Below are 23,036 nucleotides of genomic sequence, written 5' to 3' on the forward strand. Positions count from 1 at the left end.
TGCGCCCTCCTCTTGTGTTGCCCAAATACAACACCATCTTTCGGCCAACACCGAACCAATCCCACAGGAATTCGTCATGAACATCGACAAATTCACCGACCGCGCGAAGGGCTTCCTGCAATCCGCGCAGACCGTCGCGATCCGCATGAACCACCAGCGGATCGCGCCCGAGCATCTGCTGAAGGCACTGCTGGAGGACGAGCAGGGCATGGCCGCCGGGCTGATCAAGGCCGCGGGCGGCGACGCCAAGCGCGCGACGTCGGAGACCGATCTGGCGCTCGCGAAAATCCCGGTCGTGTCGGGCTCGGGCGCGCAGACCACGCCGGGAATCGACAACGACGCGGTGCGCGTGCTCGATCAGGCCGAGCAGATTGCCAGCAAGGCGGGCGACAGCTTCGTCACCGTCGAGCGGCTGCTGGTCGCGCTCGCGCTGTCGCTCAACACCGCGGCGGGCAAGGCCTTGAAGGCGGGCGGCGTGACGCCCGAGGGGCTGAACACCGCGATCAACGGCCTGCGCCAGGGTCGCTCAGCCGACACCGCGGGCGCCGAGGATCGCTATGATGCGCTCAAGAAATTCGCGCGCGACCTCACCCAGGCGGCGCGCGACGGCAAGCTCGACCCCGTCATCGGCCGCGACGAGGAAATCCGTCGCACCATCCAGATCCTCGCGCGCCGGACCAAGAACAATCCGGCGCTGATCGGCGAACCCGGCGTTGGGAAAACGGCTATCGCGGAAGGGCTAGCCCTTCGGATCGCCAATGGTGACGTGCCCGATACGCTGAAGGACCGCCGGCTGATGTCGCTCGACCTAGGCTCGTTGATCGCAGGGGCGAAATATCGCGGCGAGTTCGAGGAGCGGCTGAAGGGCGTGCTCGACGAAGTGAAGGCCGCCGAGGGCGACATCATCCTGTTCATCGACGAGATGCACCAGCTGATCGGCGCGGGCAAATCCGAGGGCGCGATGGATGCAGGCAATCTGCTCAAGCCAGCCCTCGCGCGTGGCGAACTCCACTGCGTCGGCGCGACCACGCTCGACGAGTATCGCAAATATGTCGAGAAGGACCCCGCTTTGCAGCGGCGGTTCCAGCCCGTCATGGTCGGCGAACCGACGGTCGAGGACACGATCTCGATCCTGCGCGGACTGAAGGAAAAGTACGAGTTGCATCACGGCGTGCGGATCACCGACGGCGCGATCGTCGCCGCGTCGACGCTGTCGAACCGCTACATCACCGACCGCTTCCTGCCCGACAAGGCGATCGACCTGATGGACGAGGCCGCCTCGCGGATCCGCATGGAGGTCGAATCGAAGCCCGAGGCGATCGAAAATCTCGACCGGCGGATCATCCAGCTGAAGATCGAGCGCGAGGCGTTGAAGCGCGAAACCGACGACGCGTCGGTCGACCGGCTCGACACGCTGGAGGGCGAACTCGTCAATCTTGAGGAGCAATCCGCCGAGCTGACGACGCGCTGGAAGGGCGAGAAGGACAAAATTAATGCTGAGGCGCGGGTGAAGGAACAGCTCGATGCCGCCCGGCTCGAACTGGAGCAGGCGCAGCGGTCGGGCGATCTCGCCAAGGCGGGCGAGCTTTCCTACGGCACGATTCCGGGGTTGCAGCGCCAGCTCGACGAGGCGGCGGGGGCTACCAAGGGCGCGATGCTGCGGGAGGAGGTGACCGCGGATGATATCGCCGGCGTCGTCAGCCGCTGGACCGGTATTCCGGTGGAGCGGATGCTTCAGGGCGAGCGCGACAAGCTGCTGGCCATGGAGGCGACGATCGGCAAGCGCGTGATCGGCCAGGCGCATGCGGTAAAGGCGGTGTCGACCGCGGTCCGCCGTGCGCGTGCGGGGTTGCAGGATCCTAACCGGCCGCTGGGCTCGTTCCTGTTCCTCGGGCCTACCGGCGTCGGCAAGACCGAGCTGACCAAGGCGCTCGCGGAGTTCCTGTTCGACGATCCGAGCGCGATGGTCCGCATCGACATGAGCGAGTTCATGGAGAAGCACGCGGTCGCGCGGCTGATCGGCGCGCCTCCGGGCTATGTCGGCTATGAGGAAGGCGGCGTGCTGACCGAGGCGGTGCGCAGGCGGCCGTACCAGGTCATTCTGTTCGACGAGGTCGAGAAGGCACACGGCGACGTGTTCAACGTGCTGTTACAGGTGCTCGACGACGGCCGGCTGACCGACGGCCAGGGGCGCACGGTGGATTTCAGCAACACGCTGATCATCCTGACGTCGAACCTCGGCAGCCAGTATCTGGCGAACATGGCGGAGGGCGACGACGTGTCGTCGGTCGAGCCGCAGGTGATGGAGATCGTACGGTCTCACTTCCGCCCGGAGTTCCTCAACCGGCTCGACGAAGTGATCCTGTTCCACCGGCTTGGACAGGCGCACATGGCGCCGATCGTCGACATCCAGGTGTCGCGCGTCGACAAGCTGCTGGCGGATCGCAAGATCGTGCTAGATCTGACCGACGCCGCACGCGCGTGGCTCGGCCGGGTGGGCTACGACCCGGTGTACGGTGCGCGGCCGTTGAAACGCGCGGTCCAGCGGTATCTGCAGGATCCGCTCGCCGACATGATCCTGCGCGGCGAGGTGAAGGACGGCGCGACCGTCAAGGTCGACGAGGGCGACGGGAAGCTGGTGCTCCAGGTCGCCTGAACGCGAAAAGGGCGACTTCCCCGAGGAAGCCGCCCTTTTTACGATTAAGCGATGTGCGTTAGAACGTGAAGTTCGCACCGGCGCGGAAGGTACGGCCGATGACGCCGGCATAATGCCAGGTCGGCAGATAGTTCGTGCCGGAATACGAAGCCGGTGCGATCGGCGCCTTCTCGTTGGTGAAGTTGCCGACATTGAAGTTGAACGAGAACTTGTCGTTCACGGCAACGGCCACGTTCAGATCGGCGTAGATGAAGCGCTTGACGTTACAGAACTTCGTACCGGTACCGTAGAGGTTGCCGTCGAGGTCGGGATCATCCGAGCAGGTCAGTGGTGTACCCTCGTCGGCGGCCACTTCCTTGATCTTCGACACATAATAGGTCGTCGCGCTGATCGACAGTGCCCCGAACTCTAGCGTGTTCTGCCAGTTGCCGCGCCACTTCGGCGTACCCGCGCCCGACGACAGCTCGTACGGTCCGAGCGTACCGGCGAACTTCTGGATCACGCCGTCGCCATTGTCCTGGTTGTACTTCAGGACGCGGGTCACGTCGGCCCGGCTGACGAAGCGGATGTCGTCGGTCAGCGGAATGTTGGCGTTGAGGCCGAAATCGAGCCCCTCGGTCTTGACGCTCGCCGCGTTCACATAGGGCGCATTGATGATCAGCACGCGGGGAATCGCAGTCGGAAACAGCGGATCGATCGCGTCGACCGCCGACACCGTATAACCGGCCGGCAGCGGCTGCCCGGCGTAATAGGCAGCACGAGCGGCGCCGGCGTTCGGGCCGGTCACGATCACGTCGCTCTTCTTGATGTTGTAGTAATCGACCGTGAAGCTCAGCCACGGCAGCGGCTGGACGACCGTACCCGCGGTGAAGCTGCGCGACTTCTCAGGCTTCAGATCGGGGTTGCCGCTGAAGCCCGAGCCGAGGCTGTAGGACTGCGCATACGGGTTCGTGTTCGGCGTGAGACCCGAGTTCGCAGGAGGGTTGATCAAACCGCCATGCGCAAGCTGGAAGCTGGTCGGCGGCGTGTAGGTGACGAAACCGGCAAAGCTGCTGAGCGGGTTGTTCTCGGCGAACGTCGGTGCACGGAAGCCCTGCGAATAGGTACCGCGGATCGCGAGTTCCTTGATCGGCGTGAACTTCGCGCCGACCTTCGGCGAGAAGCGTCCGAACCCTTCCGAATAGTGATCGTAACGGCCCGACGCGTTGATCTCGAGCTGCGTCAGCACCGGTGCGCTGATTTCGAAATACGCCGCCGAAACGGTGTGCTTGCCGAATGCTGCCGAGGTGTTGGCGTAACGATCGAGGTTGGCGTTCAGGCTGTTATTCTCTTCGACCTCGTGACGCACCTGCCCACCGACGGCGAGCTGGAGCGGACCACCCGGAAGCTGGAACAATGCCTTGCTGATCGACCCGTCGAGCGACACCATCGAGGTGTGCGACCCTACCGTGTAGGTCGGCGAGACTAGCGCGCGTGTTGCGGCGCTGTTCTGGCTTGGATCCATGAAGTTGTACGCGCCGGTGTTGATCGCCTGCTTCAGGCCGGCGATGTTGATCACACCGAACGACGTGATGTTGAGATTGTCCTTCGCGCCGACCGCGTCGACCTGCCAGTTCCAGCCATCGCCGAAATCGCCATGCAGGCCGGCGGCACCGCGGATGACTTCGTTGGTGCGGCTCGTCCCGACGGGGATGTCGCCGAACAGATAATAGATGCGGGCAGCGCTGTCCTCGCCAGCCAGCGCGTACGGGTTGTTCGGATTCCGCGTCCGATCGGCGGCAGTCGCGCAGTTCACGCCCGCAGCGCAGATGTAGACGGGAAGGACGATGCCCGGGTTGCTCGACGCCAGGGCTGGGGCTGCACCGTAAGGCTGCGTCTGACGGATCGCCGCAGGCGGACGAACGATGTCGACCCGGCTGTTGGAATAGCTGCCGGTGACATAGCCTTCGATATTGTCGCTAAGACGGACGCTCAAGCGACCGCTAAAGTTGTAGCGTTCCTGCATCGGCTGGATCTGGCCGTATTCGTACGTGTTGTCGTGACGGCATCCAGTGCCTCGCGAGGCGCCGCTCGTGACCGTATAAGTCCCGTTTGCGCAGTTCGTGTTCAGCGTCGTGTAGTTGCTGTAGGGAACCGTCAGCCCGGCTGCGTTGACGTAAGTTCCGCTCGGGGTCGCCGCCGTGCTACCTGCAAAGGGGTTGTTCGTATCCGTCTGCCCGGCCCGGACCACGACGGCATTGGCGGTTGCCGTCGTCAGCGAACTATCGGCGGCGTTGCCGTCGATCCCGCCGATCGAGCTCAAGTCGAGCGTGTTGTACGGAAACCCACGATCCTTCACGGCAATCGCGGAGTCACGCTGATATTCGCCGTTGACGTAGAAATTCCAACCGGTCGAGGCGTAGTCGCCAAAGCCGGCGGTCAGGTTGGCACGGTAGCGGCTGCCGTCGCCATGCTCGCTCACGCCGCCTTCGGCCGTGCCGGCGACGCCGACGAACTGCTTCTTCATGATGACGTTGACCACGCCACCGATCGCGTCGGCGCCATAGGTTGCCGATGCGCCGTCCTTCAGCACTTCGATCCGCTCGACCGCGCTGAACGGGATCGAATTGAGATCGACATAGGCGTTGTGGCCATCGTCGTTGAGCGGGAAGTTGGTCGAACGCAGGCCGTCGATCAACACCAGCGTCGACGACACGCCCAGACCGCGCAGCGACACCGCCGCACCACCGGCCGAGAAGCCGTTCTGGAACCCGGTCGAGATCGACCCGGCGCCATCGGCCGAGATCGACCGCACCGCGTCGTTGATGTTGGTGATGCCTGCCCGCGTGAGGTTCTCGGTCGTCAGCACGGTGACGGGCGACGGCGTCTCGGTATCGGTACGACGAAACCGCGAACCGGTGACGACGATGTCCTGAGCTGGCGCATCGGCCGAGGCCTTGTCAGCGGTTTGTGCCGGAAGCGGCGCAGTCGTGGCAGCCGTTGCGTCAGGAGTTGTCGTCGCGTCCTGCGCGAACCCCGAAGCCGTCGACATGATGAACGCCAGCGGCGTCGCAGCAGCGAGAAGCATTGCCCTGGACTTAAAGCAAGATGTTGTGATCACGAACAATTCCCCAAATCGACCCGACACGGTCGTTTTGACGATCCGTATCGGTCATGGCCTACCCCTACCTGCCGAAACGTACGGTGATGCAAGGCGGTGACAGAGGCATGCGAGCCTCCAGATTTCGAGTAAAGACGCCATGACTTGAAATTGTAACTTTCGGAAACCTAGTGCCGAAAAGGACACAGAATATGACATATCTGTTAGATTTGGTCGATTGAACGGCTGTTATGCGTCGTCGTCGTCACCTGCGCGCTGCCATCGGCAATCACGCTATTTCCGTCTGAATAGGGTCTATTCGATGCGGTCCTGTGGACCCGTGCCGCCGTATGGACGGAAGCCGGCTGGTGCGGCGCTTACCGAGCTCAACGCGCTCGCCAGAATTACCAAACGCCGTTCGGACCTCGTCGTCGCCCTCAACGAGACACTGCGCGGGGACGGCTTCATTAAAGCTATACGCCGCCATCCAACCGCGCTGGCATCATAGTGCCGCTGGTCAGGGAAAAAATCGGGCAGGACGCGGCCTGGCCGGCGCGAGGGTAAACTCGCCCCGCACGCTGAACTTGTCGAGCCGGATCTGACGAGAAAGCGATCGATCGTTTCAGCGATATGCTGCGTAAAAAGATGCGGGGCGAGAGCAGCGCTCTCCGGTCCGCCTACCTCAAAATGTTGATCGATACGGCAAGTGCGTCGAAGCGGGAGATCATGCCCTCCGGTCCGGTCCCATGACTTGAAAACAGTGTCGCTGCAGGACGTTTCGTCGAAGACGGTACACTGCCCGTCTTCGATCAGTAATGGTGCCCGGAAGAGGACTCGAACCTCCACGACCTTGCGATCGCCAGCACCTGAAGCTGGTGCGTCTACCAATTCCGCCATCCGGGCACTGGGTAGGAGGGCGCCTCTAGTGGAGGGTCCCGATGCTTGTCAACACGCCTCTTGCTGGGGCAAGGGGTTATTCGTGATTGGCAGGCAAAACAAAGTGGACGGACGCGCGATGAACGACAAACTGGTGACGCTGATCGGGGGTGGCGGTTTCGTCGGCCGCTATGTCGCACAGGCGCTGCTGGCGACGGGCGCACGCGTCCGCATCGCACAGCGCGATCCGCGGCAGGCGTTCTTCCTGAAACCGCTCGGCGGGCTCGGCCAGACGCAGTTCGTCGGCGCCGACGTCACCAAGCCCGAGACGATTGCGCATGCGGTGCACGGCTCGGACGTGGTGGTGAACCTAGTCGGCGTGCTCGCGGGCGATTTCCAGCGCGTCCAGGCACTCGGCGCGCAGACGGTGGCGCAGGCTGCGGCGAAGGCCGGCGTCGGTGCGCTCGTGCACGTCTCGGCGATCGGCGCCGATCCCGCGTCCGCTTCGGCCTACGGCAAGTCCAAGGGACAGGGCGAGGCAGCGGTGCTCGAAGCGTTCCCGAACGCGACCATCCTGCGACCGTCGATCGTGTTCGGCCAGGAAGACCAGTTCGTGAACCGCTTTGCCGGGATGATCGCCAAGGCGCCGGTCGTGCCGGTCCTGCGCGCGGGCGCGAAGTTCCAGCCGGTGTTCGTCGGCAACGTGGCCGACGCGGTGGTCGCAGCGGCGTCCGATCCCGAAACCTTCGGCGGCCAGACGCTGGAACTCGGCGGGCCGGATATCATCACGATGGGCAATCTCATCCGCTGGATCGCCAAGACGATCGGCCGCAATCCCTCGATCATCGAGCTGCCGGACTTTGCCGGTGCGCTGATCGCCAAGGGCGGCTTCCTGCCGGGCGCGCCGATCACCAAGGACCAGTGGACGATGCTGCAGAGCGACAATATCGTCACCGGCACCGATGGCCTCGCAGCGTTCGGGATCGAGGCGACGCCGCTGTCGACGGTCGCGCCGGGCTGGCTGGTACGCTTTCGCAAGGCCGGACGGTTCGGCCGGCGCGCCGAAACGCGTGCGGAAGTTCACGCAGGCTGATGCTGCACGTGCTAAGCCTGCCCTGACACCCGCGCCTTTTTTGAAACCCGCGACGCCGGAGCGCCTGCTTGACCGAACTTCTCACCGTCATCCTCCTCGGCATCGTCGAAGGGATCACCGAATTCCTTCCCGTCTCGTCGACTGGGCATCTGATTCTCGCGACACGGCTGCTCGGCTATGACGCGGGGCGCTGGGAAGTTTTCAACGTCGTGATCCAGCTCGGCGCGATTCTCGCGATCGTCGTGCTGTACTGGCGGACGTTCTGGGCGGTCGGCATGGGGCTGTTGAAGCGCGAACCGAAATCCTGGCTGTTCCTGCGCAACCTCGTGGTCGCGTTCATCCCGGCAGCGGTGATCGGCCTCGCGCTGCACAAGTATATCGAGGCGCTGCTCGGGAATGCTGAGGTCGTCGCGATCGCGCTGATCGTCGGCGGCTTCGCGATCCTCGCGGTCGAGCGGTTCGCCCCACGCAGCGACATCAGCGGCGTTGCGGACATCCCGCTGAAGACGGTGATCGGTATCGGTTTCCTTCAGTGCCTGGCGATGGTCCCCGGCGTCAGCCGCTCCGGTGCGACGATTCTCGGTGCGCTGGCGTTGGGCGTCGAGCGGCGCACGGCGGCCGAGTTCAGCTTCTTTCTCGCGATCCCGACGATGCTGGGGGCAAGCGCGCTCGAACTGCTGAAGAACCGCGATGCGATCGCTAGCGGCGGCGGTGTCGGGCTGGGCGCGATCGCGATCGGCGCTGCGGTGTCGTTCATCGTCGCGCTGCTGGTCGTGAAGTGGTTCGTCGGGATCGTCACCAAGCACGGGTTCGTGCCTTTTGCCTGGTACCGGGTAGCTGCCGGCTCGGCCGCGTTGGTCTGGCTACTGAGCAAGTAGGCCCGCCTCGGTATCAATAAGGCTTGTTGAGAATTGTTCTTAGATAATTTCACGAATTTTATCGATTAATACGACAGTGATGCTGACATAATGGTCGATTTCACGGTGACAAGCCCCCGATGGCGCAATAACGCGGCTGTCGGAGGCATGTATGGCGAACGATTCGATGCTAAAGTTTGTCGGGCGGGAGCAATCCTATCCGGCAAAGCGCACCGCGGATGAGCGGCAGGAGGATTTCCGTGAGATCGCGCAGCGATACGCGGTTGAGCCCGCCGAGGAACAGGCCGGACGCTGCTCGCAGTGCGGCGTGCCCTATTGCTCGGTCCATTGCCCGCTGCACAACCATATCCCCGACTGGCTCCGGCTGACCGCGGAAGGGCGGCTGCGCGAGGCGTACGAGCTGAGCAACGCGACCTCGACCATGCCCGAGATCTGCGGCCGGATCTGTCCGCAGGACCGCCTGTGCGAAGGCAATTGCGTCATCGAATTCACCGGGCACGGCGCGGTCACGATTGGTTCGGTCGAGAAGTTCATCACCGACACCGCCTGGGAGAATGGCTGGGTCGAACCGCTGGTGCCGGGCAAGTCGCGCGGCCAGTCGGTCGGCGTGATCGGTGCGGGGCCGGCAGGTCTTACCGCGGCGGAATATCTGCGCGGACACGGCTACGACGTCCATGTTTACGACCGCTATGACCGCGCGGGCGGGTTGCTCACCTACGGCATCCCCGGCTTCAAGCTCGAAAAGCCGATCGTCATGCGCCGTGTAGAGCGGCTCAAGGCAGCCGGCATCGTCTTCCACGAAGGCTTCGCGGTCGGCGATGACGCGAGCCTCGACGATCTCCGCCAGCGCCACGACGCGATCCTGATCGCGACCGGCGTCTACAAGGCGCGCGCGATGGACCTGCCGGGTGGCGGATCGAACGGCGTGGTCGCCGCGCTCGACTTCCTCGTCGCGTCGAACCGCAAGGGTTTCGGTGACGCGGTCCCCGCGTTCGACGACGGCAGCCTGAATGCCGAGGGCAAGGACGTCGTCGTGATCGGCGGCGGCGACACCGCGATGGACTGCGTCCGCACCGCGATCCGCCAGGGCGCCAAGTCGGTGAAATGCCTCTACCGTCGCGACCGCGCCAACATGCCCGGATCGCAGCGCGAAGTCGCCAATGCCGAGGAGGAGGGCGTCGAGTTCGTCTGGCTCTCGGGGCCGCAGAGCTTCGACGGCGGTGACGTGGTGTCGAGCGTAAAGGTCCGGAAGATGCGTCTCGGCGCGCCCGACGCAAGCGGCCGGCGTGCCCCGGAACCCGATCCCGCCGGCGATTATTCGGTCGACGCGGATCTCGTTATAAAGGCGCTCGGCTTCGACGCCGAGGACCTGCCGACGCTGTTCGCAACGCAGGAGCTTGGCGTGAGCCGTTGGGGCACCGTACTGGTCGACGGCAAGACGCTGATGACCTCGCTCGACGGCGTGTTCGCAGCGGGCGACATCGTCCGCGGTGCGAGCCTCGTCGTCTGGGCGATCCGCGACGGCCGCGACGTCGCCGCGACGATGCACAAATGGCTGAAGACCAAGGCGGCCAACGCGAAGGTTGCGGCATGAGGCACGGGTTTCTCAGCGCCGTGTTGCTGGCGGGCGCAATGTTGCCGTCGGCGGCGCATGCGCAGGCATCGCCTGTCGCCGTCCCGGCCCCCGATCCGGCCCGCCTCACGGCGGCGCGCGAGCTGATTAACGTGCTGATGCCGCCCGAATCGCGTGAACGGATGATCGAAAGCATGATCGCCCCGATGCTCGGCAATCTGCAGCAGGGCATGGCGCAGAGCCCGATGTTCAGCAGTGCGATGGCGGATCATCCGGAGATGCAGACGCGGTTTGCCACCTTTCTGGAACGGCAGCAGGCGCGCACGATGACACTGATGCGCGACGGATTGCCGAGCATGGTCGAGGCGATGGCGCGCGCCTATGCACGACGCTTCGATGTCGCCCAATGCCGTGACATCAAGGCGTTCTTCGCGACGCCGAGCGGCCGTGCGTACATGCAGCAATCGCTGACGATCATGGCCGACCCAGACGTCGCCGCCTGGCAGCGGTCGATGATGCAATCCTCGATGGCCCACATGCAGGCCGATGTCGCCGAATTCGCCAAGCAGGCTGCCACGCCCGAAGAGAAGAAGAAGTGACGATGACCGATTTCATCACCGATCAACGCGCCCGTCTCGCCGAGCACGGCATGTACCGCCCCGAATTCGAGGGCGACGCGTGCGGTGTGGGCCTCGTCGCCGCCACTGATGGCCGCGCGTCGCGCCGCGTCGTGCAGTCCGCGGTCGATGCGCTGAAAGCCGTGTGGCACCGCGGCGCGGTCGATGCGGACGGCAAGACCGGTGATGGCGCGGGCCTCCACATCGACCTGCCGTTGCGCTTCTTCGATGATGCGGTCGCCGCGTCGGGCCACAAGGTGCGCCCGAACCGGTTGGCCGTCGGCATGATCTTTCTCCCCCGTACCGACCTCGGCGCGCAGGAGGATTGCCGGACGATCGTCGAGAGCGCGATCATCGAGGCGGGCTACACCATCTATGGCTGGCGCCAGGTGCCCGTCGACGTGTCGGTGATCGGCCAGAAGGCGCAGGCGACGCGCCCCGAGATCGAGCAGATCATGATCGCCGGGCCCTTGCCCGAGGAACAGGACGCCGCTGAGTTCGAGAAGACGCTGTATCTCGTCCGCCGCCGGATCGAGAAGCGCGTGATCGCGGCGCAGATCCAGGGCTTCTACATCTGTTCGCTGTCGTGCCGCTCGATCATCTACAAGGGGCTGTTCCTCGCCGAATCGCTGTCCGTCTTCTACCCGGACCTGTGCGACCAGCGCTTCGAAAGCCGCGTCGCGATCTTCCATCAGCGATATTCGACCAACACCTTCCCGCAATGGTGGCTGGCGCAACCGTTCCGCTGCCTCGCGCATAACGGCGAGATCAACACGATCCGCGGCAACAAGAACTGGATGCTCTCCCACGAGATCCGCATGGCGAGCCTCGCGTTCGGCGACAATTCGGAGGACATCAAGCCGGTGATCCCCGCCGGTGCGTCCGACACCGCCGCGCTAGATGCCGTGTTCGAGGCGATCTGCCGCTCGGGCCGCGATGCGCCGACCGCCAAGCTGATGCTGGTGCCCGAAGCCGCCAGCCCGGACATGCCGCTCGAGCATACCGCGATGTACCAGTATCTCGCGAGCGTGATGGAGCCGTGGGACGGCCCCGCCGCGCTGGCGATGACCGATGGCCGCTGGGCGGTCGCGGGCATGGACCGCAACGCGCTGCGTCCGCTCCGCTATACGCTGACCTCCGACGGCCTGCTGATCGTCGGGTCCGAGAGCGGCATGGTCGTCGTTCCCGAATCGACGATCGTCGCCAAGGGACGGCTCGGACCGGGCGAAATGATCGCGGTCGACCTCGACGAAGGGCGCCTGCTCCAGGATCGCGAAGTGAAGGATCGCATCTCCGGCGAGGCGGATTACGCCGCGATGATCGGCGAATTCCACACGCTCGCCGACCTGCCGTCGGTCGAGGACGCGATCGTCCGCTACGACCGCGCCGAACTAGCCCGTCGCCAGGTCGCGGCGGGGCAGACGATGGAGGACATGGAGCTGATCCTGTCGCCGATGGTCGAATCCGCCAAGGAAGCGATCGGATCGATGGGTGACGACACGCCGCTCGCGGTGATCTCGGACAAGCCGCGCCTGATCAGCCAGTTCTTCCGCCAGAACTTCTCGCAGGTCACCAACCCGCCGATCGATCCGTTGCGCGAGCGCCACGTGATGTCGCTGAAGACGCGGTTCGGCAATCTCGCCAACATCCTTGACGTCCGCGACCAGCGCGAGCGCGTGCTGGTGCTCGATTCGCCGGTACTGACGGGCGAGCATTGGTCGCGGTTGAAGGCGCATTTCGGTAACGCGGTCGCCGAGATCGACTGCACGTTCGACGTCGGCGGCGGCCCCGAGAAGCTCCGCGCGGCGATCCAGCGGATCCGCAACGAAGCGGAGCAAGCCGTCCGCCAGGGCAAGAGCGAGATATTCCTGACCGACGAAGCGATCAGCGAAGACCGTGTCGGCATCGCCGGCGTGCTCGCGGTCGCCGCCGTCCACACGCACCTCGTTCGCCGTGGCCTACGCTCCTATGCGTCGATCAACGTCCGCTCGGCCGAATGCCTCGACACGCATTATTATGCCGTGCTGATCGGCGTCGGTGCGACCACCGTGAACGCCTATCTCGCCGAAGCCGCGATCGTCGATCGCCAGTCGCGCGGGCTGTTCGGCGATCTCGACCTCGCCGAATGCCTCCGCCGCCACCGTGTCGCGGTCGAGGAGGGGCTGCTCAAGATCATGTCGAAGATGGGCATCGCGGTCATCTCGTCCTACCGCGGTGGCTATAATTTCGAGGCGGTCGGCCTGTCGCGCAGCCTGGTGAACGACCTGTTCCCCGGCATGCCTGCCAAGATCAGCGGCGAGGGCTATAAGTCGCTCCACGTCAACGCGACCGATCGCCACGAAGCGGCGTTCGACCCGGCGGTCGCCACGCTGCCGATCGGCGGCTTCTATCGCCAGCGCCATACCGGCGAGACGCACGCCTATTCCGCACAGCTGATGCACCTGCTCCAGACCGCGGTCGCGACCGACAGCTATACGAGCTATCTGCAATTCTCGCGCGGCGTGTCCGACCTGCCGCCGGTGTATCTGCGCGATCTGCTCCAGTTCAACTTCCCCGCGGAAGGCGTTCCGGTCGATCAGGTCGAGGCGATTACCGAGATCCGGAAGCGCTTCGTGACGCCGGGCATGTCGCTCGGCGCGCTGTCGCCGGAAGCGCACGAGACGCTGGCGATCGCGATGAACCGGATCGGCGCGAAGGCTGTGTCGGGCGAGGGCGGCGAGGATAAATCGCGCTTCGTGCCGTATGCGAACGGTGACAACGCCAACTCGTCGATCAAGCAGGTCGCGAGCGGCCGGTTCGGCGTGACGGCGGAATATCTGAACGCGTGCGAGGAGATCGAGGTCAAGGTCGCACAGGGCGCCAAGCCCGGCGAGGGCGGCCAGCTGCCCGGCTTCAAGGTCACCGAGTTCATCGCCAAGCTGCGCCATGCGACGCCTGGCGTGACGCTGATCTCGCCGCCGCCGCACCACGACATCTACTCGATCGAGGATCTCGCCCAGCTCATCTACGACCTGAAGCAGATCAACCCGCGCGCCCGTGTCTGCGTAAAGCTGGTCTCGTCGGCGGGTATCGGCACCGTCGCGGCGGGTGTCGCGAAGGCGCATGCCGACGTGATCCTGATCGCTGGCCATGTCGGCGGCACGGGTGCGTCGCCTCAGACGTCGATCAAATATGCCGGCACGCCGTGGGAAATGGGTCTGTCGGAGGTCAACCAGGTGCTGACGCTCAACGGCCTGCGCGGTCGCGTGCGGTTGCGCACCGATGGCGGGCTGAAGACGGGGCGTGACATCGTCATCGCCGCGATCCTCGGCGCGGAAGAGTTCGGGATCGGCACGCTGTCGCTGGTCGCGATGGGCTGCATCATGGTGCGGCAATGCCATTCGAACACGTGCCCGGTCGGCATCTGCACGCAGAACGACGCGCTCCGCCAGAAGTTCGTCGGCACGCCCGAGAAGGTGATCAACCTGATGACCTTCATCGCCGAGGAAGTCCGCGACATCCTCGCGCGGCTCGGCGTGAAGAGCCTCGACGACGTGATCGGTCGCACCGAATTGCTGCGGCAGGTCAGCCGCGGGGCGGAGCATCTCGACGATCTCGATCTGAATCCGATCCTGGCGAAGGTCGATGCCGACGATTCGCAGCGCCGGTTCTCGCTCTCGACCTTCCGCAACGAAGTCCCCGACAGTCTCGACGCGCAGATCATCAAGGACGCGTCGGCGGTGTTCTCGCGCGGCGAGAAGATGCAGCTGACCTATTCGGTGCGCAACACGCACCGCGCGGTTGGTACCCGGCTGTCGAGCGAGATCACGCGGAAGTTCGGGATGTCGACGCTGGCCGACAACCACGTGACGATCCGGCTGCGCGGGTCGGCGGGCCAGTCGCTCGGCGCGTTCCTGTGCAAGGGCATCACCTTGGAAGTGTTCGGCGATTCGAACGACTATGTCGGCAAGGGGCTCTCGGGCGGCACGATCATCGTCCGCCCGGCGGTGAGTTCGCCGCTGGCGAGCCAGGACAACACGATCATCGGCAACACCGTGCTCTATGGTGCGACGTCGGGCCGGCTGTTCGCGGCGGGGCAGGCGGGCGAGCGCTTTGCGGTCCGCAATTCGGGCGCGATCGTGGTCGTCGAAGGCTGCGGCGCGAACGGGTGCGAGTATATGACCAACGGCATCGCCGTGGTGCTCGGCGCGGTCGGCGCGAACTTCGGCGCTGGGATGACCGGCGGGATGGCGTTCGTCTACGATCCCGACGGCGTGTTCGCGAAGCGCGCCAACCCCGAGAACATCACCTGGGACCGCGTGAAGTCGCTGCACTGGGCCGACGTGCTACTCGACTTGGTCCGGGATCATGCGGACCATACCGACAGCAAATGGTCGAAGGGCCTGCTCGAAGATTGGGACCGCGTGGCTTCGCATTTCTGGCAGATCGTGCCGAAGGAAATGCTGACGCGCCTGAGCCACCCGCTCGACGACAGCGCGGAACTGGTCGCGGCGGAGTAAAGCGACGCCACACAAACACCACCCCGGCGAAGGCCGGGGCCCAATTGGGGGACGTCCTTAACGAAGGACAGGGCTCCGTTACTGCGACCTTTCCAATTGGGCCCCGGCCTTCGCCGGGGTGGTGTAGCAAAAGTAGTAAGTTGGTTTCGCGCAGAGGCACAGAGGACGCGGAGGGGGGCTCGCCCGGTACGGGCTGCTTGCACTCCAACGCCCGTTGGAGAAATGCGCGCTTCGCGACAAGCGCAACACCTCCGCGCTCTCTGCGCCTCTGCGCCTCTGCGCGAACAAAATCTTATTGCCACAAACGCAGCCCCACCCAACCCGCGCTAGTGACACAGCCGCCCCCCACCGCCTAAACGGATGGCATGTGGCAGCTTTATCAATTCCCCCTGTGTCCCTTCTCACGAAAGGTGCGCCTGCTGCTGGGCGAGAAGGGGGTCGGCTACGAACTCGTGCGCGAATCGCCCTGGGACCGCCGCGACGAGTTCATGGACATGAACCCCGCCGGCCAGACCCCGGTGATGGTCGACGCGTCGCGCGGCGTCGCCCCCCTCATCGATTCGATGGCGATCTGCGAATTCTTCGAGGAAACCGTCGAGAAGGCGGCGATGATCAACGGCACCGCGACCAACCGCGCGGAAATCCGCCGGCTGGTCACGTGGTTCGACACGCATTTCTACCGCGACGTCACCGGGCCGCTGCTCCACGAGCGCATGGTCAAGCGTCTCGCGCACCGCGCCGCGCCCGATGCGAAGGGCCTGCGGGAGGCGATGAAGGCCGCGGTCGGGCATCTCGATTATATGGATTACCTGCTCGATCACCGGAACTGGCTGGGCGGCGCGACGATGAGCCTCGCCGATCTGGCTGCTGCCGCGCAGATATCGGTCACCGACTATCTTGGCGGGATCGACTGGAAGGGTCATGACCAGACCGCACGCTGGTATCGCGGCTTCAAGAGTCGCCCGAGCTTCCGCCCGCTGCTGTCCGAACGGATGGAGCTGATCTCACCCCCGGCGCACTACGACAATGTCGATTTCTGAGGTGATCGCGTATCCGGACTTCGAGAAGGTCGACATCCGCGTTGGCACGATCGTCGAGGCCGAAGCCTTCCCCGAGGCGCGCAAACCCGCGATCAAGCTGCGGATCGATTTTGGTGCGGAGATCGGCGTGAAGCGCTCGTCCGCGCAGATCACCGAGCATTATACGCCGGAGACTTTGGTCGGCCGTCAGGTCGCCGCGGTAGTCAACTTCCCGCCGCGTCAAATCGGCCCGATGATGTCGGAAGTCCTGACGCTCGGCTTCCCCGATGCGGACGGCAAGGTCGTGCTGATCTCGCCGACCGGACCGGTCCCGAACGGCGGCCGGCTGTTCTAAACAATAATCCTCCCCGCCAGGGGGAGGTGGCTGGCGCTTGCCAGTCGGAGGGGGAGGAACGCGAATCGGCTGTTCCGGGGCCCTCCCCCTCCGTCACCTTCGGCGATACCTCCCCCTGGCGGGGGAGGATCAACCGAGGCCCTTACTGGCGCAGGTCGTTCTGCGTGATCGGCACGATCTTCACCTCGACGCGACGGTTCGCAGCGCGCCCGGCATCGGTGTCGTTCGACGCGATCGGCTGCGTCTTGCCATAGCCGCGCGTACCGATGCGTGCCGCCTGTACGCCGTGACCCGACAGATAATCCGCGACCGAACGCGCGCGCCGCTCCGACAACGTCTGGTTATATGCATCGCTGCCCGTCGAATCGGTGTGGCCGTACACGTCGACATAGGTCTGGTTGTATTGTGCCAGCGTGTCGGCAACCTGGTCCAGCGTGCGCTGGAACTGCGGCTGCACGTTGGCGCTGTCATACGCGAAGGTGATGCCCGACGGGATGTTGAGCACCAGATCGTCGCCCTGGCGGATCACCTGCACGTCGGTGCCCGCGGTCCGCGCGCGCAGGTCGCGCTCCTGCTTGTCCATGTACGCGCCGATGCCCGCACCCGCGAGACCGCCGATGCCCGCGCCGAGCAGCTTCTCGGTCCGGTCATGCCGACCACCGACCACGTCGCCGAGCAGATAGCCGCCAAGCGCGCCGCCGATGCCGCCCAGCGCGGTCTTGGAAATCGTCTGGCGACCGGTCTCCGGATCGGTGGTGCAGCCGCTGGTGGCGATCAGTGCCGCGAGTGCAGCGCCTGCGAACATCTTGGTTTTCATAGATAATCTCCCTGAGACATGATGGGTGACGGCTTTGCGCCCGATACGCCCGATAACCCGGTGTCGCGACGATTGTTCCGCCTGCGCACTGAACCGAGCCTGACCATCTTCGCGTTCCGATGTCGAGTATGCACCACCGCACGTGCAAGGACGGTTGTGCGACGGACCGTTGTCCTGCAAAGAGCGCGTGAGCCAATGGCACCGCTTCCCCCCTTCCCCTGGATCGACGTCGCGATCATCCTCGCGCTCGTCGCGTTGAACGGTGTGTTCGCGATGAGCGAACTCGCGATCGTCTCCGCGCGCAAGGCGCGGCTCGAGGCGATGGCACGCTCGGGCAAGAAGGGCGCGCGCGCCGCGCTCGTGCTCGCCGCCGACCCGGGCAAGTTCCTCTCGACCGTCCAGATCGGCATCACGCTGATCGGCATCCTCGCGGGTGCCTATTCGGGCTCGAGCCTGGGCATGCCGACCGCCGCCCGGTTGCAGGCGTGGGGCCTGTCCGCGTCGACTGCGGAGACCGCCGGGTTCGCGATCGTCATCGGCCTGACGACCTATGCGTCGCTGATCATCGGCGAGCTCGTGCCGAAACAGTTCGCGCTGCGTGCGCCCGAGGCGATCGCGTCGTTCATGGCGCCGGTGATGCGCTGGCTCGCGATCGGCACCGCGCCGATCGTCTGGGTGCTCGATTCGACCAGCGCGCTGATCTTCCGCGCGCTTCGCCTGAACCGCGAATCGGAAGAGCACGTCACCGCCGAAGAACTCCACATGATCGTCGCCGAGGCGTCGAAGTCCGGCATTATCGAGGAGCATGAGCGCTCGATCATCTCGGGAGTCGTCCGCCTCGCGGATCGCCCGGTCCGCGAGGTGATGACGCCGCGCACCGAGATCGACTGGCTCGACTGCGACTGGGGGCCCGACGAGATTCGCGAGACGCTGCTCGCATCGCAGCATACCCGCCTGCCGGTAGGCGAAGGCTCGATCGATACGGTCAAGGGCGTCGTCCAGGCGCGCGACATCGCCGCGGCGCTGTTCCGCGGCGAGCCGATCGACCTGCGCGCGCTGATGCGCAAAGCGCCGGTGGTGATCGACCAGATCGACGCGATGGACGCGCTGCTGGCGCTGCGCGAAGCCGAGGTGCCGATGGCGTTGATCCACGACGAATACGGCCATTTCGAAGGCATCGTCACGCCGGCCGATCTGCTCGCGGCGATCGCCGGCGAGTTCAAGTCGGACTCCGATCCGGACGATGCGCCGTCGGTCGTAGTGCGCGACGACGGCTCGTTGCTGGTGGCGGGCACGATGGCGGCGGATTCGCTTGCCGATCGTCTTGGCATCGACCTTCCCGAGGACCGCGACTACGCGACCGTCGCAGGCCTCGCGCTGTCGGTGTTCCGTCACCTGCCTGGCGAGGGCGAGAGCTTCGTCGAACAGGGCTGGAAGTTCGAGATCGTCGACCTCGACGGCCGCCGCATCGACAAGTTGTTGGTGAGCGAAGTCTAGGCACGGCGGTTTGCACGGGCGACTGCTGATTGCCTTGCAAAGAACTTCTGATCCGCGGTGTGCGGCAGTCTTCGTCGAGTTGACATCGAATATGCATCGATCGTGATTGACGGTGACTATAGTCCATCATCTATAGATTCACATAAAATGGTCGGATGATAATTTTCTCCAGGTAGATATCAAATCTACCGGCTTTTCCGTTACGATCCGGTCATTCCTCCGGTATCACCCGTGTATTGAACGTCAGGGTCGAGTCGAAGCGCTGTCTTGTTGGGTCAGGACGATCGTGTTTGCGATATTTGCCTGCGACTTCGATCGGCAGAAAAACTCTGCCGCAAACAAGGGAGAGGGCACGTGACCGATACGATCGACACCGAAGCCGTTTTACCAGCGGCGTTCATTCCGACACCGACGCGAGAATTCAACGTGGCGTCCGCGCGATCCAATGCGGGACGGCAGCTGGCCAGACCGGCGCTCGAACTCGTCCGCCCGATCGACGGCTTGGTGGACGGCGAATCGCCGAGGGCGGGGCTGAAGGTCGTCGACACGGATGCGGCGGGCGGCCCCATCCTGCGCCCGTTTCCAATCCCGTTTCCACTGCCGATCCTCTTCGGGTCGCGCGCCTTGATCTACAAACAGGACCCCACCGTCGCCGAGATCGGCGCCCGCAAGGTCTTCCTGCGCGGCTTGATCACCACCGGGCCGAAGAGTGCGCGTATCGGCATGGCCGGAGTCGCTCCGGTCAGCCCGAACAGCATGAGCGATTTCATCCAGACGCCGGGCACCGAAGCGTTCGATGCGGTGCAGGGTTTCACTGTCGTCCATCAGGCGCTGACGATGTGCCAGCGCGCGCTGGGCGGGACGATCAAATGGCAATGGAATACCGGCAGCAACACCGATCCGATCACCGTCCATCCACGCGCCGGCGTGACGATGAACGCCTATTACAGCCGGACAGACAAGGCGCTGAAGTTTTTCTACTTCAACAAGCCGGGTGCGCCTGCACCTGCGCCGATCGTCTATACGGTTCGCTCGTTCGACATCGTCGCGCACGAAGCGGGGCATGCCGTGCTCGACTCGCTCAAGCCCGACTGGATCGGCGCGAGTTCGAATCCCCAGACCGGTGCGTTGCATGAATCGTTCGGCGATCTGCTCGCGATCTTCGCAGCCTTGGCTCAACTCGATCAGGTCGAGGCGTTGATCGTTCAGACCAAGGCCAACCTCCACGGCAAATCGTTCCTGTCGGACGTCGCAGAGGAATTCGGCCTGGCACTCGGCCGAGACAACGGGCTGCGCAATGCCGACAACAACAAGAAGCTGAGCGAGGTGACCGCGGAGGTCCATGATCTCAGCCAGGTGTTTACGGGCGGCATCTACGATGTGCTGGCGGACATGTTCGAGTTCGATCGGCATATCGACAAGGAGGACGAAGCGCATACGCTGCTCAAGACCGCGCAATATCTGTTCACGGTGATCCTGCGCGCAATCCAGGCGGCGCCGGCGAGCAACGCGACCTTCGCGCATGTCGTCAACGCTATGCTGACGGTTGTGGCGGCGGACGGCAAGCCGGTCCAATACCGCAACTTCATCCGCAATCGCTTCACGTTGCGCGAGGTCGTGGTCTCCGCGGTTCCCCTCGACCTGGACATCGACGATGACACGACACTGGACGCGATCGATCATCCGCATCTCACCGTGATGAATACCGGATTGCAGGATCGATCGGGATGCTGCGGAACGCTTCGCCGGCGCGAGTATAGTGTCACCCCGGCGCTGCTCGACAGGGAACTCGCGGAAATTCGTGGTGGTTTTGGCGGCGATCACGCCCTGCCCGAACTGATTGCGGCGGAGTGATCGATGGCACGGGGCGCAGGATTCATCTGCGTTCCCGTGCTGGCAGCGTGTAGCCTATCGCCCGCGACCGCGCCCATATCGGACATTCCGGTGGGCGCGGCATCGACGACAGGAAGGAAAGCGAACGTGACCGGCAAGTGTACCAAGCTGCGCGTGACGCAGATCGGAGGGATCGCCGGGAATGTCGCGATGCCGCCGTTGATCGATCTCGATCGCCGCATCCTCGACGCGCAGGGAAGCGCGCTGATGGACGCGGCCTGCAGTCAACTGATTGCGGCACAGTCCGCTGGAACCGGAACCGGCGCATCGCTCGGTGCCGATCTTCCCGGCTACCTGATAGAAACCCAGGACGAGCAAGATCGTCCGCATGCATTCTCGCTCGCAGGATCGCAAACGCAGCGCGGGGCCGATGCCGTGGCCGACGTTCCCCAGCTGCTCGCGCCGCTGCTCGGATTACCGCAAGCCGCCCAATAGCGTTCGCCCGAACCACGCGGCCAGAAGCGCTCGTACCGGGATGTGCGTGTCAGGGCGTGCGTACGGCGGCGATTTGAGGGGACGTGGTATGCTGGAAAGGCTTGAAGGCGGATAGGCTCCGGAACGACTCGTGCGCGCGCGGCCGGTCTCGCATCTCCGCGCGAACCGCGCCGGTGAGCGTCGCCTGCTCCTCTTCGGACTCCAGCGCTGCTGCGTTCTGCGGGCGCGACGGTAGTCATGGTCGCGGTGGCTGAAGCCGTAACAGCCCTGCGTGTCGAGGCTTTCCGAACCAGCCCCGCCCCAGAACGGAGCCGCCCTCATTCATGCGCGCATCGAACCGTGCTCGGTACTCGGGCGATCCGAAGACGGCACTCCGCTAACGAAGGTGGGCGGCGGGTTGAACACCCAAGTCCGCTGCGGATCAGGGTGTGGTGATCGACTTCGGAGCGGGCATCGAAGTCGTTGCGCCGGTGGTGGCCGGGGACCCGACCAGGGGTGCCTCGCCAACAGGCGCCGAACCAGCGCCGATCGGAGTCGCCGTCGAAGGTCCTTCAGCCCCGATCACGCCCTCCGCGGGGGCACGCGACATCGTACTCGCCCCAGGCTCCAGGTCGCTCGGCACAAACGGCACCACGCTCGGCGGCGGCCCTGACATCCCCGCCGGATCGCCCTCGACCCGCCCGTGGAGATGGTCGATCTCCGCCTGTCGCCGGTTGAGATAGAAGGCGCGCGTCGCTGCATACGGATCTGGCGAGTTGTCGTGCAGGTCCTTCAGCGTCTGGTCGAATTCCGACCGGTGATCGAGCGCACCCAGGATACCCGCGGGGATCGCGTACGCCGTGCTGGTGAACGGCTTGCCGATCGCGACCGGCAGGATCAGGCGGTCGACCGCACCGCCCAGCAGGTCGCGGATCGTCGTCGGTCCGACCAGCGGCAGGAACAGGAAGGGGCCGTTCTTGACCCCGTAATAGCCGAGCGTGTTGGCGAACCCGTTCGACCGTCGCGGCAGGTGGAACGGCTTCTTCTTGGCCATGTCGAGCACGCCGGCCACGCCGATCGTCGTGTTGATCGCGAACCGCCCGACCGTCTCCGCTGCCTTGCCCGGCTTGAACTGGAGCAGGAAGTTGAGGAAGACGATCGGCTCGCGCAGATTGTAGAGGAAATTGTGGATGCCGCGCCGAATAGGGCTCGGCACGGTCTTCTTGTAGGTCCGCGCGACCGGACCGATCACCGCGTCGTCGACCTTCTGCGTCACCGCGAACGACTCGGCGTTGACCGCGCGCAGCGGATCGCCCGCGCTCTCCTTGCGGCCGGTAACGACGATGTCGTTATGCGCCCGCTCGGCAGGCGGCGTCCCCAACGGGGCGGGACCGACCGGCCGAATGTCCTGCGTCGGCAGCCCCTGCGCGAAAATCTCGATCGCCGGAAGCGACGCGGCCAGGGCAAGCGGCGACACCGCCATCGACGCGGCGTCCGGGAAGTCGTTGGAAAATGGCGACAGCACCGCGCCGGGCAGCGCCACGCGCGCGGCGTCGCCGGGCAACGCGATCGGTACGGCTGCCACGTGAACGGGGGCAGCCGTCAACAGCATTGCGCTCATCGTTACCAGCATGTGCACTCATCGCCCTGTTATCGGCCGCTCTCCTACATCGAGATGCGACGCGCCTGACATGCCCGTCGGCGCGCGTGGAGCATAGAGCCAATCGTCATCCGCGCGTGCGGATCGCGGTTAACCGATCGCGCGGCGAT

Annotated in this window: 14 protein-coding genes and 1 tRNA gene; 11 read left to right on the top strand and 4 right to left on the bottom strand. The window is 64.8% G+C overall.

Going from position 1 to position 23,036, the window contains the following annotated elements; genetic code table 11:
• Nucleotides 1-76: 76 nt before the first annotated feature.
• A complete protein-coding gene (gene clpB / locus IFR23_RS07075) occupies nt 77-2,656 on the top strand; it encodes an ATP-dependent chaperone ClpB (RefSeq protein ID WP_192975264.1) in 2,580 nt (859 codons plus the stop codon).
• 58 nt (nt 2,657-2,714) lie between these two features.
• Here clpB and IFR23_RS07080 read toward each other — a convergent pair whose 3' ends face one another.
• Together IFR23_RS07080 and IFR23_RS07085 are read right to left on the bottom strand one after the other, a co-directional pair.
• Complete coding sequence (locus tag IFR23_RS07080; RefSeq protein WP_197978321.1) at nt 2,715-5,723, bottom strand: TonB-dependent receptor plug domain-containing protein; 3,009 nt, start codon at nt 5,721-5,723, stop codon at nt 2,715-2,717.
• An 828-nt stretch (nt 5,724-6,551) separates the two neighbouring features.
• Nucleotides 6,552-6,638, bottom strand: a tRNA-Leu gene (locus IFR23_RS07085).
• Between the two features lie 112 nt (nt 6,639-6,750).
• Between IFR23_RS07085 and IFR23_RS07090 the strand changes: the two genes are divergently transcribed.
• From IFR23_RS07090 to IFR23_RS07120, 7 genes are all read left to right on the top strand, one after another.
• Complete coding sequence (locus IFR23_RS07090) at nt 6,751-7,704, top strand: complex I NDUFA9 subunit family protein (protein WP_192975265.1); 954 nt, start codon at nt 6,751-6,753, stop codon at nt 7,702-7,704.
• 68 nt (nt 7,705-7,772) lie between these two features.
• The gene (locus IFR23_RS07095) at nt 7,773-8,582 is read left to right on the top strand and encodes an undecaprenyl-diphosphate phosphatase (protein WP_056064003.1); all 810 of its coding nucleotides are present in this window, start codon (nt 7,773-7,775) and stop codon (nt 8,580-8,582) included.
• Between the two features lie 151 nt (nt 8,583-8,733).
• Nucleotides 8,734-10,176 (top strand): NAD(P)-dependent oxidoreductase, encoded by a 1,443-nt coding sequence (locus tag IFR23_RS07100; protein ID WP_192975266.1) that lies wholly within the window; start codon nt 8,734-8,736, stop codon nt 10,174-10,176.
• A 20-nt stretch (nt 10,177-10,196) separates the two neighbouring features.
• On the top strand, nt 10,197-10,754 hold the full coding sequence (locus tag IFR23_RS07105; protein ID WP_192975267.1) for a DUF2059 domain-containing protein: 558 nt from the start codon (nt 10,197-10,199) through the stop codon (nt 10,752-10,754).
• A gap of 2 nt (nt 10,755-10,756) precedes the next feature.
• Nucleotides 10,757-15,271 carry a glutamate synthase large subunit gene (gene gltB, locus IFR23_RS07110; protein WP_192975268.1) on the top strand — a complete coding sequence of 1,505 codons (4,515 nt, stop codon included), beginning with the start codon at nt 10,757-10,759 and terminating at the stop codon, nt 15,269-15,271.
• Nucleotides 15,272-15,636: 365 nt separating this feature from the next.
• Nucleotides 15,637-16,311 (top strand): glutathione S-transferase family protein, encoded by a 675-nt coding sequence (locus tag IFR23_RS07115; protein WP_187504475.1) that lies wholly within the window; start codon nt 15,637-15,639, stop codon nt 16,309-16,311.
• Nucleotides 16,298-16,645, top strand: coding sequence for a tRNA-binding protein (locus tag IFR23_RS07120; protein WP_192975269.1), 348 nt, complete (start codon nt 16,298-16,300; stop codon nt 16,643-16,645). Before IFR23_RS07115 ends, IFR23_RS07120 begins: the two co-directional genes overlap by 14 nt.
• A gap of 142 nt (nt 16,646-16,787) precedes the next feature.
• On the opposite strand, the gene IFR23_RS07125 is transcribed toward IFR23_RS07120, so the two are convergent.
• Nucleotides 16,788-17,462: an OmpA family protein gene (locus tag IFR23_RS07125; protein ID WP_121905044.1), complete on the bottom strand. Its 675-nt coding sequence runs from the start codon at nt 17,460-17,462 to the stop codon at nt 16,788-16,790.
• 195 nt (nt 17,463-17,657) lie between these two features.
• On the opposite strand from IFR23_RS07125, the gene IFR23_RS07130 reads away from it, so the two are divergent.
• From IFR23_RS07130 to IFR23_RS07140, 3 genes are all read left to right on the top strand, one after another.
• On the top strand, nt 17,658-18,959 hold the full coding sequence (locus tag IFR23_RS07130) for a hemolysin family protein (protein ID WP_056063992.1): 1,302 nt from the start codon (nt 17,658-17,660) through the stop codon (nt 18,957-18,959).
• A 354-nt stretch (nt 18,960-19,313) separates the two neighbouring features.
• The gene (locus IFR23_RS07135; protein WP_192975270.1) at nt 19,314-20,813 is read left to right on the top strand and encodes a hypothetical protein; all 1,500 of its coding nucleotides are present in this window, start codon (nt 19,314-19,316) and stop codon (nt 20,811-20,813) included.
• Between the two features lie 90 nt (nt 20,814-20,903).
• On the top strand, nt 20,904-21,287 hold the full coding sequence (locus IFR23_RS07140; RefSeq protein WP_192975271.1) for a hypothetical protein: 384 nt from the start codon (nt 20,904-20,906) through the stop codon (nt 21,285-21,287).
• Nucleotides 21,288-21,708: 421 nt separating this feature from the next.
• Here the strand turns inward: IFR23_RS07140 and IFR23_RS07145 are convergent, their stop codons facing one another.
• Nucleotides 21,709-22,899: an MlaA family lipoprotein gene (locus tag IFR23_RS07145; RefSeq protein ID WP_244655499.1), complete on the bottom strand. Its 1,191-nt coding sequence runs from the start codon at nt 22,897-22,899 to the stop codon at nt 21,709-21,711.
• Nucleotides 22,900-23,036 lie beyond the last annotated feature (137 nt).

Origin of the sequence: Sphingomonas sp. CFBP 13603 (genome assembly GCF_014892665.1) — a bacterium.
Lineage (GTDB): Bacteria > Pseudomonadota > Alphaproteobacteria > Sphingomonadales > Sphingomonadaceae > Sphingomonas.